This window comes from Streptomyces sp. NPDC004752, assembly GCF_053601275.1.
In genome coordinates this window covers 98,463-112,053 of the sequence record NZ_JBSGBN010000002.1, presented here as the reverse complement: position 1 = coordinate 112,053, position 13,591 = coordinate 98,463, and the positions used below count along the sequence as shown (strand labels likewise).

Annotated in this window: 12 protein-coding genes and 1 tRNA gene; 10 read left to right on the top strand and 3 right to left on the bottom strand. The window is 71.1% G+C overall.

Annotation, left to right across the window (positions count from 1 at the left end):
- Window positions 1-143 precede the first annotated feature (143 nt).
- A tRNA-Thr gene (locus ACWEKM_RS01545) sits at window positions 144-217 on the top strand.
- Between the two features lie 149 nt (window positions 218-366).
- Here the strand turns inward: ACWEKM_RS01545 and ACWEKM_RS01540 are convergent.
- Window positions 367-1,464 (bottom strand): hypothetical protein, encoded by a 1,098-nt coding sequence (locus tag ACWEKM_RS01540; protein WP_451619116.1) that lies wholly within the window; start codon window positions 1,462-1,464, stop codon window positions 367-369.
- Between the two features lie 81 nt (window positions 1,465-1,545).
- Window positions 1,546-2,814, bottom strand: coding sequence for a cytochrome P450 family protein (locus tag ACWEKM_RS01535; protein WP_451619115.1), 1,269 nt, complete (start codon window positions 2,812-2,814; stop codon window positions 1,546-1,548).
- A 240-nt stretch (window positions 2,815-3,054) separates the two neighbouring features.
- Between ACWEKM_RS01535 and ACWEKM_RS01530 the strand changes: the two genes are divergently transcribed.
- Both ACWEKM_RS01530 and ACWEKM_RS01525 read left to right on the top strand, forming a co-directional pair.
- A complete protein-coding gene (locus ACWEKM_RS01530; RefSeq protein ID WP_451619114.1) occupies window positions 3,055-4,761 on the top strand; it encodes an FAD-dependent oxidoreductase in 1,707 nt (568 codons plus the stop codon).
- A gap of 136 nt (window positions 4,762-4,897) precedes the next feature.
- Entirely contained in the window at window positions 4,898-5,845 is a 948-nt protein-coding gene (locus tag ACWEKM_RS01525) for an amidohydrolase family protein (RefSeq protein ID WP_451619205.1), read from the top strand.
- 450 nt (window positions 5,846-6,295) lie between these two features.
- Here the strand turns inward: ACWEKM_RS01525 and ACWEKM_RS01520 are convergent, their stop codons facing one another.
- A complete protein-coding gene (locus ACWEKM_RS01520) occupies window positions 6,296-7,948 on the bottom strand; it encodes an FAD-dependent oxidoreductase (protein ID WP_451619113.1) in 1,653 nt (550 codons plus the stop codon).
- A gap of 265 nt (window positions 7,949-8,213) precedes the next feature.
- Here ACWEKM_RS01520 and ACWEKM_RS01515 point away from each other — a divergent pair, with 265 nt between their 5' ends.
- The 7 genes from ACWEKM_RS01515 (at window position 8,214) to ACWEKM_RS01485 (ending at window position 13,498) form a co-directional block, all read left to right on the top strand.
- Window positions 8,214-9,287: a SchA/CurD-like domain-containing protein gene (locus ACWEKM_RS01515; RefSeq protein ID WP_451619112.1), complete on the top strand. Its 1,074-nt coding sequence runs from the start codon at window positions 8,214-8,216 to the stop codon at window positions 9,285-9,287.
- A gap of 78 nt (window positions 9,288-9,365) precedes the next feature.
- On the top strand, window positions 9,366-9,836 hold the full coding sequence (locus ACWEKM_RS01510; protein ID WP_451619111.1) for a cupin domain-containing protein: 471 nt from the start codon (window positions 9,366-9,368) through the stop codon (window positions 9,834-9,836).
- Window positions 9,833-11,092, top strand: a complete 1,260-nt coding sequence (locus ACWEKM_RS01505; RefSeq protein WP_451619110.1) for a beta-ketoacyl-[acyl-carrier-protein] synthase family protein — start codon at window positions 9,833-9,835, stop codon at window positions 11,090-11,092. The genes ACWEKM_RS01510 and ACWEKM_RS01505 overlap by 4 nt, the downstream gene beginning before the upstream one ends.
- 11 nt (window positions 11,093-11,103) lie before the next feature.
- Window positions 11,104-12,354 (top strand): beta-ketoacyl synthase N-terminal-like domain-containing protein, encoded by a 1,251-nt coding sequence (locus ACWEKM_RS01500; RefSeq protein ID WP_451619109.1) that lies wholly within the window; start codon window positions 11,104-11,106, stop codon window positions 12,352-12,354.
- Window positions 12,355-12,416: 62 nt separating this feature from the next.
- Window positions 12,417-12,674 carry an acyl carrier protein gene (locus ACWEKM_RS01495; protein WP_121893551.1) on the top strand — a complete coding sequence of 86 codons (258 nt, stop codon included), beginning with the start codon at window positions 12,417-12,419 and terminating at the stop codon, window positions 12,672-12,674.
- Window position 12,675: 1 nt separating this feature from the next.
- Complete coding sequence (locus ACWEKM_RS01490) at window positions 12,676-13,155, top strand: SRPBCC family protein (protein WP_451619108.1); 480 nt, start codon at window positions 12,676-12,678, stop codon at window positions 13,153-13,155.
- Between the two features lie 19 nt (window positions 13,156-13,174).
- On the top strand, window positions 13,175-13,498 hold the full coding sequence (locus ACWEKM_RS01485) for a TcmI family type II polyketide cyclase (protein WP_451619107.1): 324 nt from the start codon (window positions 13,175-13,177) through the stop codon (window positions 13,496-13,498).
- Window positions 13,499-13,591: the final 93 nt, after the last annotated feature.

Here is a 13,591-nt window from a genome sequence, read left to right as displayed (position 1 = left end):
GTGTGGTCCACACAGGTGAACTGGATCAGGACGGTACCTGCGTTGGCTGGATCTGTCACCACTTCGAGGACTGTGAACTTCGCGGAAACTTTCGACAAGGGACACCCGGGACCTGGGTACACTGCACGGGCAAGCATCCACACGCCTCCTTAGCTCAGCTGGTCAGAGCGCCGCTCTTGTAAAGCGAAGGTCGTCGGTTCGAATCCGACAGGGGGCTCTGTGCGCACCGCGCTGACCTGGGGTTTCTCCCAGTAGAGGCGTCTTGTTCGGCCTCGGACTCCCCGTCCGGGGCCGTGTGCGTGCGCGGTGCGTGAGCGGATGGAGCGTCAGAGCCGCGCTCGGCCGGGGATTCTCCGGCACGGTTTGTCACACACACCGGCCGCCGTGTTGTCGCACACACCGGGCGCCGTGCTGAGCGTCAGTTACTGCGGTACGGATGCCGAGTACATCGCCTCGCCGGGCAAGAGGCTGCGTGGTCCGGAGGTTCTCGACCGGCTGATCGAGGACCGCCCCTACGTCGCGATGTACGGGGGCGCCGGGGGCACGGGCGGTACCGATCGCGCGATCCGGACGTACGGCCCCGAGGGATACCGTCGGCCGGCGGCCGTGAAGAAGCGGCTCGACCCGGACAACGCCAGGACGTGCCGGTGGCGCACTACCACCAGTCGGGGCCCCTCGTGTGGGCCGAGTTCCGTGGTGGCAAGGTGCTCCTCGGCGGCTGGTGGGCAGCTGCGAGGCCGACGGAACGCTACGGCCGGCGTACTGCCAGGCGCTGCGGGGCGGGACCGTGATCGCCGGGGAGTGCGTCAGCACCCCCGAAGTCCTGCCGGACGGCCGGATCCGGCCGCGCGAGGTCTGGCGGCGTCTCGACGAGGCGAGGTCGACCGGTGTTTCGTACATGGGAGAGGTGGCCGCGCCTCCGGACGGCGTCTGACGCCACGGCGGCGAGGAGCCGGCCGAGCGGGCGCCTCGGCTTCCGTCGTCCTGCACGCCGTCGAGGTACTGGCTGCCGGGCGGAAGACCCGCGAACTTGCCGAGCAGCCGGGCGAAGTCCTTGCGCTCCTGCGGGGACCGGTCCTGCATGATCTCGCCGAGGAACTGCTGACGCACCCGGTGCGTCAGCAGCGCGAGCGCCCGGCCCGCGTCGGTGAGCTCCAGGCAGGCACGCCTGCTGTCGGCCCGGGAGACCACCCGTCTGACGTACCCGGCCTCGACGCCGGCGGCCACCAGCCTGCCGGCCCGGGAGGGGTCGACGGCCGGCCGCTCGGCGACCAGCCCGACCGTCACCTCCTGGCCGGGCTCTTCGGGTTCTTCCTCGACGGCGTCGACCACGACGGTGTGCGTCAGATCGACCGACCGGTCCAGACGGCTCGTCACGAACCGGCCCAGGGTCCGCTTGGTCTGGTGGCGGCGGATACGGACCATCGCCCGCTCCACGGCGACCAGCGGCGGACCGACTTCCACGCCAGTGCCGTTCCTCCACGCCGCGCGACGACCTGCATGTCCGGCTCACCACCGCCCGGATCCGGCCGGTCGGCGATGCGTTCAGCCGGCGATCCGCTCCGGATCGAGCATCACGGGCAGCTCGACGAGCCCGCGGAACGCCGGGAAGGGCACGGTCAGCCAGGGCACTTCGTGCGGGGGCACGGCCAGCGTGATCTCGGGGTACCGGCGGAACAGCGTGGTGAGCGCGATGTGCATCTCCAGGCGGGCCAGCGGCGCTCCGATGCAGTAGTGGGGGCCGTGGCCGAACGCCAGGTGGGGCTGACCTCCGGTACGCGTGACGTCGAGCCGGTCGGGCTCGGCGTACACCTGCGGGTCGCGGCTCGTGGCGGTGAGGGCGATCTGGACGAGGGCCCCCTTGGGGATCACCACACCGCGCATCGGGATGTCTTCGGTGGCGTGGCGGAAGGTGGAGCTTTCCACCGAGCCCTCGTACCGCAGCAGTTCCTCGATGGCCTGCTTCAGGGCCTCGGGGCTCGCGAGGGCCTCGCGGCGCTGGTCCGGCTTCGAGAGCAGGTGGTACACGGCGTTGCCGATGAGGTACGCGGTGGTCTTGTGGCCCGCGAAGAACAGCACCCACGCCGTCGAGACCAGCTCATGGTCCGTCAGGGCGCCGTCCTGGTCCTGGGCCGCGATGAGCGCGCTCATCAGGTCGTCGCCGGGCGTGCTGCGCTTGCGCGCCACGAGGTCGACCAGGAGGTCGCGCAGCTTCCCCTCGGCCTCCTCCAATGCCTTCTTCGCCTCCGGGCCGAACCCGGTCTTCGCCACGGTCACCGCCCACTGGTGGGCGCGCTCGCGCTCGTCCTCCGGCACGCCGAGGAGTTCGCAGATGACCTGGAGCGGCAGCGGGAACGCGAAGTTCGGGAGCAGGTCGATGGACGCGTCGGTCGGGCAGCGCTCCAGCAGTTCCTCGGTGACCTGCTGGATACGCGGGCGCAGCGACTCCACCCGGCGCGGTGTGAAGGCGCCCTGCACGATCCGCCGTAGCCGGGTGTGCTTGGGCGGGTCGGAGAACAGCATGTTGTCGTCGAGCGCGATGGAGGAGTCGCCGAAAATGCGTTGGTACGCGTCGAGGGCGCCGTACATGTCCTTGCTCAGCCGCGGGTCGGCCAGCGCGGCGCGCGCGTCGTCGTAACGGGTGATCAGGTAGGTCTCCACGCCGTGCGGTGGCTTCAGCGGACACACCGGGGCGGTCCCCCTCAACTCCGCGTACACGGGGTGCGGGTTGGCGCGGAAGTCGGGTGTGCATCGGGAGGCGGCGGCCACGGGGTCCGCGGATCCGGGTTCGGTGTGCAGGGGTGTTTGCGTCATGGCCTCGACGGTTCCCGGCGGGCCGCCGCCAACAAACGTTCTTAACCCGTCCGGGGCTGCGCAGGGACGCGACGTGGCGATCGGAGCAACAGAAGGTGCGGGGCCCGTGGAGCGGGCGAAAAGTTGATGCCGATTGGAAACGCTCCGAGTCGCCGATTCCTGGGGGCTCGGGGCGTTCGGCTTCGGACGACAGACGATGACGAAAACAGACGATGACGAATGATGATAGGGGATCAGTCGATGAGCAAACGGGCCGTGGAATCCGTACCAGTTCTGGTGGTGGGCGGCTCCTTGGTGGGCCTGTCCACGTCAGTCTTTCTCAGTCGCCTCGGCGTCGAGCACCTTCTCGTCGAACGTCACGCCGCGACGTCCACTCACCCTCGCGGCCGTGGGAACAACCTGCGCACCATGGAGCTGTTCCGGACCGCGGGCGTCGAGCAGGACATCCGCGCCGCAGCGAGCGCCCTGGCGGGAAACGACGGCGTCCTCCAGGTGAGCACGCTCTGCGGCGGCGACCGCCGGTGGATCGTCAAGGCGATCGACACGGGTCCGGCCCTGTCGCAGATCACCTCGTCCGGCTGGTGTCTGTGCAGTCAGAACGACCTTGAGCCCGTCCTCCTGAGCTACGCCCGCTCCCTCGGCGGCGACATCCGCTTCGGCACCGAGCTGGTCTCCTTCACACAGGACGCCGAAGGGGTGCACGCGGAGGTACGGGACCGTGACAGCGGCGAGAAGCGCATCGTGCACGCCCACTACCTCGTGGCCGCCGACGGGCCCCGCAGCCCGGTGCGCGAGCGGCTGGGCATCACCCAGACGGGACCGGGCGCGCTGTTCCACAACGTGAGCATCACATTCCGCAGCAAGAAGCTGCAGGACGTCGTCGGCGACCGGCACTTCGTCGTCTGCTACGTCACCGATCCCGCCGGCGAGGGTGCCCTGCTGCCGGTGGACAACCACGAGCGGTGGGTCTTCCATGCCCCCTGGGCCCGGGACCAGGGCGAGACGCTGGACGACTTCACCGACGAGCGCATCGTCGCCCACATCCGCGCCGCGGCGGGCGTCCCCGACCTCGACGTCGAGGTCACCGGCAAGGCGCCCTGGCACGCGGCGGACCGCGTGGCCGACAGCTACGGCGAGAGCCGGGTCTTCCTGGCCGGTGACTCGGCGCACGAGATGCCCCCCACCGGGGCCTTCGGCTCCAACACCGGTATCCAGGACGCCCACAACCTCGCCTGGAAGATCGCGGCCGTGCTGCGCGGCTGGGCCGGACCGGGGCTGCTCGACACGTATCAGACGGAACGTCGGCCGGTCGCGTTCGCGACGACCGCCCGCGCCCTGTTCCAGGCGGGCGAGGAAGAGCACCCGGGCTACACCCCGGAGAAGCGCAAGGACGATCCGGCCGACGCCTTGACCGTGGCCTTGTGCTACCGCTACCCGTCGGGCGCCGTCGTCGGCGCCGACCCGGACGCCGCGATCGTGCCCGCCGAGTTCCAGCTGGGCGGCGCCCCCGGGAGCCGCGCTCCCCACCTGTGGGTGACCGCCCGGGACGGCCGGCGGATCTCCACCCTGGACCTCTACGAACGGTCCTTCGTCGTCCTCACCGGCCCCGGAGGCGAGGCATGGCGCACCGCGGCCCGCGGTGTCGCCGCACGTCTGGGCATCCCGGTGGAGGGCTACGTCGTCGGCGCGGACCACGACCTGGTCCCCGAGGACGGGGCCGACTGGGCGGCGCTGCACGGCACGGCGGAGTCCGGTGCCGTCCTGGTCCGCCCCGACGGCTTCGTGGCATGGCGGTCGCCCGGGCTCGTGGCGGACCCGGAACGGGCCCTCGCGGACACGCTGATGACGGTGCTTCGCCGCGAGACGCCGGCGGACGCCGTGGCTCAGCCGCGGCGGACGAACGCGACCCAGCAGCCACTGGCGACGACATCCGACGGGCGCGTCTGAGCGCCTCCACCTGAACGCCGCTTCTGAACGCCGCTTCTGAACGAGGAAAGAGCCCACCGTGATATCAACTGACCTCACTCATCTCACTCACCTCCCAGGGGATGCCCCGGCCGGCGACGACGCCCGAACCTCCCGTGTGGACGTCCACCACCACTTCACCGCGCCCGCCTGGCTCGACTGGGCCGAGGCGCAGGGCCTGGTCCGGCGCGACAGACTGCCCTGGTGGACCCGCTGGGACCTCGACTCCGCGCTCGCCCTCATGGACCGCACGGGGATTCGCACCACCGTCATGACCGTGGCCATGCTCGGCCGCATCCAGGAGCGCAGCAAGCGAGAGGAGAGCGCACGGGTCGCGCTGGAGGCGGCGGCGGAAGTCGCCGCGAGCCACCCCACCCGCTTCACCTTCTTCACGCCGGTCTTCCTCGACGACCTCGACCTGTCGAGTTGGTCGCTGAAGTACGGCCTCGACGACCTCGGCGCCGTCGGGGTGAGCACACGTACCAGCGCGGGCGGTGTCTATCTCGGCGACCCCTCCCACGACCGCCTCTTCGCCGAGCTGAACGACCGCTCCGCGGTCATCAGCACGCATCCGATGGACGTACCCGGTGGCAACGCCGACGGGGCGGGTGTGCCGGGCCTGCCGCCGTTCATGTGTGACTTCCTCATGGACACGACTCGCGCGGCGATCAACCTCATCCTCAACGGCGTTCTCGACCGTTACCCCAACCTCACCTTCGTCCTCCCGCACGGCGGCGGCTTCCTCCCCTACATGGCCACCCGCCTGGAGCTCCTCAGCGACCACCTCACCCCCGAGATCGAACCGTCCCGGATACGCGACTACCTGCACCGCTTCTACTACGACACGGCGGGCCCCATGTCTCCGTCGTCGACCCCCACCCTCCTGGCCACGGTCGACCCCGCCCGGATCCTCTTCGGCACCGACTGGCCGCCCACCTCCGCCCACGTCGTCTCCGACATCGTGGCGCCGGCCCTGGACAGCGACCCGGCCATCGCCGGCCATCAGCTCCGCGGCATCAACCGGGACAACGTGCTGCGCCTGATACCCGCGCTCGCACGGGCCTGAGCCGGTCAGGTCCGAGTCGGCGGGGGTCTTGCAGCACGCAGGTCCGAGGGCGTCGTGGACGGGGCGGGCTGGTGCAGTCGGGGACAGCGGCGTCGACCGGAGCCGCGGCCACGGTGCGGGCGGCTGTCTCCGCGCCGGGGTCGCGGTCCGGCCAGGCGCTGATCCCGGCGCCGTCGCATTCCTCGTCTCGCCGAAGGCCGGCTACCTGAGTGCAGGCCCTCCGTGGGGATCACCCCCGTACGCGTCGGGGCCTGCCCACTGCGCTGTCCGCGGCGCGGACCGCCCCTGACCCTGACGGCGTTGGACGGTGCCCGCGGCGATGGCCGGCCACCCGCGGCACGACCAGGGGCCCGCCCGTCCCGCTCCGGATCGCTCTCCGACGACGAGGGCCACCCGTGCCCTTCCGGCGCGGGTGGCCCTCGTGTCACCGGTCTTGCCGGTGTCGCCGTTTCAGCCCGTGCGCAGGACTTCCTTGAGGACGCCGCGCAGCTCTGTCTCCGGGTCCGCCACCGCGTCGGAGGACCGCCAGGCCACGAACCCGTCCGGCCGCACCAGGACGGCACCGTCGGCCGTCGTGCCGTGCAGCCGCGTCCAGTCGGCCGGTCCGGCGGCGCTCTCCGTGTCGTACGTCAGGTCCGCGTCGGCGCCCGGGCCGATCCGGTAGGCGTCGAGCCGTACGCCGTCCTGCTCGGCGATCCGGCGGGCCGCGGTGTACCAGCCCGCGTCGTCCGGGGCGTCGGTGAGCAGGACCATGGAGCGCTCGTACAGGTCGATGGTGGAGATCCGCTCGCCGTCGCGGCGCAGCCACAGGTGCGGGGCGCGGCTGCCGGGCTGTCCGGCCAGGCGCAACTCCTCGGGGACGACCGGCTGTTCGGGGTGGGCGCCGACGACGGCGCCCTGCGGGTAGCGGTAGCCGAGGACGACGTTGAGGATGCCGCCGCGCCTGCCGCCGCCGACGCCCGGGGCCGGGGCGAAGCCGGGGTGGCTGTGCTCGATGGAGCGGGCGGAGGCGCGGGCGCCGGTCGCCAGGGCCACCGGGCGCCGCTCGGTTTCGTACGTCTCCAGCAGTCCGGGGCCGGCCCAGCCGTCCAGCACCGCGGCCAGCTTCCAGGCCAGGTTGTGGGCGTCCTGGATACCGGTGTTGCAGCCGAACGCCCCGGTGGGGGACATCTCGTGGGCGGAGTCACCGGCGAGGAGCACCCGGCCGGACGCGTACCGGTCGGCGACCCGTTCGGCCGCGCGCCACGACGCCGTTCCGGTGATCTCCACGTCGAGGTCGGGGACGCCGACGGCCCGCCGGATGTGCCGCCGGAGGCGTTCCTCGGTGAACTCCTCCAGGGTCTCGCCGCGCTCGGGATGCCATGGCGCGTGGAAGACCCAGCGTTCCCGGTTGTCGATCGGCAGCAACGCGCCTTCGGCCTCCGGGTTGTTGAGGTAGCAGCAGATGAAGTGCCGGTCGCCGACCACGTCGGCGAGCAGCTTGGAACGGAAGGTGACGCTGACGTTGGCGAACAGGTCGCCGGGGCCGGACTGCCCGATGCCGAGCCGGCGGCGCACCGGGCTGCGCGGCCCGTCCGCCGCGACCAGGTAGTCCGCGTGTACGGCGTACCGCTCGTCGGTGCCGCGGTTCCGGACGGTGGCCGTCACCCCTTCGGCGTCCTGTTCGAAGGACTCCAGCTCATGGGAGTAACGCAGGTCGCCGCCGAGCCCGCGGGCGCCGTCCAGCAGCACCGGTTCGAGGTCGTTCTGGCTGCACAGGCACCAGCCGGTGGGGCTGAACCGGGCGAGTCCGCCTCCGGGGTCGATCTGTTTGAACAGCCACTCTCCCGCGTCCCCGACCAGCGTCGGGGCTTGCAGGATGCCGTGGTTGTCGGCCAGCAGTGAGGCCGCGGTCCTGATGCCCGGTTCGATGCCGGCCACCCGGAACAGCTCCATCGTCCGTACGTTGTTGCCTCGTCCGCGTGGATGGATCGAGGTCCCGGAGTGCCGCTCGACCAGCATGTGCCGCACACCGAGACGGCCCAGGAACAGGGACATGGACAGGCCCACCAAAGAGCCGCCCACGATGAGGACGGGAATCCGGTGGTTGGCTTTTTGATGCATCGAAGTCTCCATGAGCAGCGGTGCGCCGATGGGCGCCTGTGATTTTCCATGCCCTTTGCGGGCGGCTCGGTGCGTCTCGGCGTTCCCAATCACCCACGTGGTTCACAGCCCTGGGCGGGCCGCTCGGCGGGTCTTCGCGGCGCCCATCACCCGCGTGGTTCATACGAGTCGCGCGCTCCTGGGGACCGGCACAGGATCAAGGAACGCTGACGTCGCGTCATCATCGGCCGGCGTCCGCATCTGCACACGAAGGAGATGTACGCAGATGACCACCATGGCTGAACGTGTGTCAGAAGAGCTGACACGACAGGTGTCGAAAGTTTCCCAGTCCGTGTTCGACGGCTCCCGGCTGCGGGTCGTCCTGCTGGTCGACGTCTACGACGGAGCCCAGCAGCAGTTCCTGAAGGCGTACGAGAAACTGTGCAACCAGGTTGCGTCCGTGCCCGGCCACGTCAGCGACCAACTCTGCCAGTCCATCGAGAATCCCTCCCAATGGCTCATCGCGAGTGAGTGGGAGAGTGCCCCGCCGTTCCTCGCCTGGGTGAACAGCGAGGAACACGTGGAGATGGTGAAGCCGCTGCACGGCTGCGTCCGGGACACCCGGTCGCTGCGGTTCCACGTCGTGCGGGAGACCGGCGTGGGCGTCGAGCGGTCGCCGCAGCGCCGGCTCCAGAACGCGCCGCGGATCGGTGACGGGCTGATCCGGCACGCGCTGACCTTCACGGTCCGGGCGGGCAGCGAGGAGAAGGTCCAGAAGATCCTCGCGGACTACCGCTCGCCCGAGCCGCGGGTCGACGACGGCACACGGCTGTGCCGAACCTCCCTGTTCATGCACGGCAACCGGGTGGTGCGGGCCATCGAGGTACGCGGCGACCTGCTCGCGGCACTGCGGCACGTGGCCCGGCAGCCCGAGGTGCGCGCGGTCGAGGAGGCCATCAACCCGTACCTGGAGCAGGACCGGGACCTCAACAACCAGGAGTCGGCGCGGCTCTTCTTCACCCGGGCGGCACTGCCGGCCGTGCACCATGTGACGACGGACGCGATGGCCTGGGGCGAGCGGTGCGCTCTGTACTACCCGGCGGTGCCCGGCCGCGGCATGCGGCTGGCCGAGTTGCTCGCCCAGTACGACGAGATGATTGCCGAGGACCCGACCAGCCCGGTGCTGCGCAGCACGATCTTCCAGCGCGACGACGTCGTGGTGCGGCTGCTCGACCTGCGCGAGGAGAGCGGTGTCCAGCCCGTGGTGCCTCCATCGGCGCACGCGGCCGAGCTGAAGTCGCTCCTCGACGGCGAGGCCGTCCGCATGACCCTGGTCACCGACCGCCGTTCGAACGCCTGACCCGGCGGCCGGATCCGGCGTGGCCCGTTCCGTGGCCACGTCCCTCATCCCGCCGCAGCACACCAACGGAGGAACGTCGTGACCCAACCCCGTCCCCGAATCGTGGACCTCAGCGAGGTCGAGCCCAACGTCAGGCGCGGCGGTGATCTGCGCGCCATGCTCACCCCGGCCACGGTGGGTGCCACCAGCGGTTTCATGGGCGTGGCCATCGTGCAGCCCGGCGACCGCATCGGCGAGCACTACCACCCGTACTCCGAGGAGTTCGTCTATGTCCTGTGCGGTCAGCTGGAGGTGGACCTGGACGGCGAAGCGCATGCGCTGCGGCCCGAGCAGGGGCTGATGATCCCCGCCTACATGCGGCACCGCTTCCGCAACGTCGGCAACGTGGAGGCGCGGATCGTCTTCCACCTCGGTCCGCTCGCGCCGCGCCCGCAGCTCGGCCATGTCGACACGGAGGAGACCGAGGTGATCGGCGCCGCCGCCGTCACCACCGAGGCAGCCGCGGCGGGCGCCGTCCACGCGGCCGACGCGGGGAAGGTTCCTTCATGACCCGGCGCGTCGCGGTCACCGGTATAGGCATCGTCGCTCCGGGCGGCATCGGCGCACCGGCGTTCTGGGACCTGCTCGCGGCCGGCCGTACGGCGACGCGCGGAATCACGTTCTTCGATCCGTCCGGTCTCCGGTCCCAAATCGCCGCCGAGTGCGACTTCGACCCGGCGGCGCACGGGCTGGACGCCGAGCAGGTCGAACGGGCGGACAGATACATACAGTTCGCGCTGGTCGCCGGAGACGAGGCCGTACGGGACTCGGGTCTCGACCTGGCCGGGGAGAACCCCTGGCGGGTCGGGGTGTCCCTGGGCACCGCGGTCGGCGGCACCACCCGCCTCGAACACGACTACGTCCTGGTCAGCCACCGTGGGCAGCGCTGGGACGTGGACCACCGGGAGGCGGAGCCGCAGCTGCACCGGGCGTTCTCGCCGAGCACCCTCGCCTCGGCGGTGGCGGAACGATTCGGCGCGCAGGGTCCGGTGCAGACCGTCTCGACGGGCTGCACCTCCGGACTCGACGCTGTCGGGTACGCCTTCCACACCGTCGAGGAGGGCCGGGCCGACGTCTGTATAGCGGGTGCCTCGGACTCGCCGATCTCACCGATCACGATGGCGTGCTTCGACGCGATCAAGGCCACGTCCCCCAACAACGACGATCCCGCACACGCCTCCCGGCCCTTCGACAACAACCGTGACGGATTCGTCATGGGCGAGGGCGGCGCGGTGCTCGTCCTGGAGGAACTGGAACACGCGAGGGCCCGAGGCGCCCATGTCTACTGCGAATTGAGCGGCTACGCCACCTACGGCAACGCCTACCACATGACCGGCCTGACCAGCGAGGGCCTGGAGATGGCTCGGGCCATCGAAGCGGCCCTCGACCATGCCCGGCTCGACCCCACGGCCATCGACTACGTCAACGCCCACGGCTCCGGCACCCGGCAGAACGACCGGCACGAGACGGCCGCCGTGAAGCGGGCCCTGGGACAGCACGCCTACCGGACGCCCATGAGCTCCATCAAGTCCATGGTGGGGCACTCCCTCGGCGCGATCGGCGCGATCGAGGTCGTGGCCTGCGTGCTGGCCCTGGCCCATCAGGTCGTACCGCCGACCGCCAACTACGAGATCCCGGACCCCGAGTGCGACCTGGACTACGTCCCCCGTGTCGCCCGCGACCGCACGCTCGGCAGCGTGCTCTCCGTGGGCAGCGGGTTCGGCGGCTTCCAGTCCGCGGTGATCCTGACCCGGCCCCGGGAGTAGGAGAGGACACGATGAGCGCACCCCGCGAACGCCGCGCGGCCATCACCGGAATCGGTGTCGTCGCACCCAACGGAACCACCACCGACACCTTCTGGAAGGCCACCCAAGAGGGGCGCAGCGTCCTCGGCCGGATCACCCGCGAGGGGTGTGAGCACCTGCCGCTGAAGGTGGCCGGCGAGGTCCGCCACTTCGACCCGGCGGCGGCGGTCGAGGAGCGCTACCTCGTCCAGACCGACCGGTTCACGCACTACGCGATGGCCGCGGCCGACCTCGCGCTGGACGACGCCCGGCTCGGCGCGGCCGACACCGCCGACCAGCCGTTCTCCATCGGCGTGGTCACCGCGGCCGGTTCCGGCGGCGGTGAGTTCGGCCAGCGGGAGCTGCAGCGACTGTGGGGCAAGGGCAGCCGGTTCGTCGGCCCGTACCAGTCCATCGCCTGGTTCTACGCCGCGTCCACCGGCCAGATCTCCATCCGCCGCGGCTTCAAGGGGCCGTGCTCGGTGGTCGCGGCCGACGAGGCGGGCGGCCTCGACGCCCTCGCCCATGCGGCGCGGGCGGTGCAGCGCGGCACCGACGCGGTCGTGGCCGGCTCGACCGAGGCGCCGCTCGCCCCGTACTCGATGGTGTGCCAGCTCGGCTACGAGGAACTGAGCACCGTCGATGACCCGTCCCGCGCCTACCTCCCGTTCACGGCGGAGGCCGGCGGGTTCGTGCCCGCCGAGGGCGGCGCCATGGTCGTGGTGGAAGCGGAGCGGACGGCCCGGGAGCGCGGTGCGCAGCCGCGTGCCCTGCTCGCCGGGCACGCGGCGACGTTCTCCGGCGCCTCCCGCTGGGAGGAGTCCCGCGCGGGTCTCGCCCAGGCGATCCGGGGCGCCCTGGACGAGGCCGACTGCGCGCCGGAGGAGATCGACGTGGTCTTCGCCGACGCGCTCGGTGTGCCGGCGGCGGACCGCGCCGAGGCGCTGGCGATCGCCGACGCCCTGGGCGGGCACGCCGCTCGGGTGCCCGTCACCGCGCCGAAGACGGGCATCGGCCGCGGCTACTGCGCGGCGCCCGTGCTGGACACCGCGGCGGCGGTGCTCGCGATGGAGCACGGTCTGATCCCGCCCACCCCGAACGTCTTCGACGTCTGCCTCGACCTGGACCTCGTGACCAGCCGGGCCCGCACCGCCGAGCTGCGCACGGCGCTGGTCCTCAGCCGGGGACTCATGGGGTCGAACTCGGCGCTGGTGCTGCGGCGTGGCGTCGGCGCAGGGGTCTGAAGAACCTGACGCCTCCTACCGAGGCCGTCTCACAGCACTCCCGGAGAGAAGGAGAACAACGCATGAGTGCCCACATCACCGTGGAAGAGCTGTCCGGGCTCATGAAGCAGGCCGCCGGGGTCACCGTCGCCCCGCAGGAGCTGGCACAGCGGTCCGACACCGGTTTCGACGCGCTCGGTGTCGACTCGCTGGGGCTGCTCGGCATCGTGGGGGAGCTGGAGAACCGGCATGGCACCCCGATGCCGCCCGACGCGGAGCGCTGCAAGACGCCCCGGCAGTTCCTCGACCTCGTCAACAGCACTCTTATGGCAGGAGCCTGACATGGCTGGACACACACAGAACGAGATCACCATCGCCGCCCCCCTGGACCTCGTCTGGGACATGACCAACGACCTGGAGCACTGGCCGCAGTTGTTCAGCGAGTACGCGTCGGTCGAGATCCTCTCCAAGGAGGGCGCCAGGACGACGTTCCGGCTGACCATGCACCCGGACGACAAGGGCGTCGTATGGAGCTGGATCTCGGAGCGCGAGCCGGACCGCGAGACGCTCACCGTCAAGGCGCGCCGGGTCGAGACCGGGCCGTTCGCACACATGGACATCCACTGGCGCTACGAGGAGGTCCGGACCGGCACCCGGATGGTGTGGACCCAGGACTTCGCGATGAAGCCGGACGCCCCGGTCGACGACGACTGGATGACCGACAACATCAACCGGAACTCCAAGATCCAGATGGCCCTGATCCGGGACCGGATCGAGAAGGCCGCAGCCGGGCAGCGGTCCGCGGCCGCGCTGGCCGACTGAGCCCGGAGGGACGCATCCGATGCACCAGGCCCTGATCGTCGCCCGCATGGCCCCAGGCTCCGCCCCCGACATCGTCAAGGTGTTCGAGGAGTCCGACCGGGGAGAACTGCCGCACCTCGTCGGGGTCGTCCGGCGCAGCCTCTTCCAGTTCGGCGATGTGTATATGCATCTGGTCGAGTCCGAGCGCGAGCCCGGACCGGCCATCGCCAAGGTCACCGACCACCCGGAGTTCCGGGACATCAGCGAGCGGCTGTCGGCGTACGTCAGCGCGTACGACCCCGAGACCTGGCGCTCCCCGAAGGACGCCATGGCGCACCGCTTCTATCTGTGGGAGCGCGACTGAGACGGCCGCCCTCACAGACACCGGTCGCCGGGGCCGCGGGGGAGCGGGGCCCGCGGCCGGGGGGAGTGGCGGCGGGGGGGGGGCGCCGGGGGC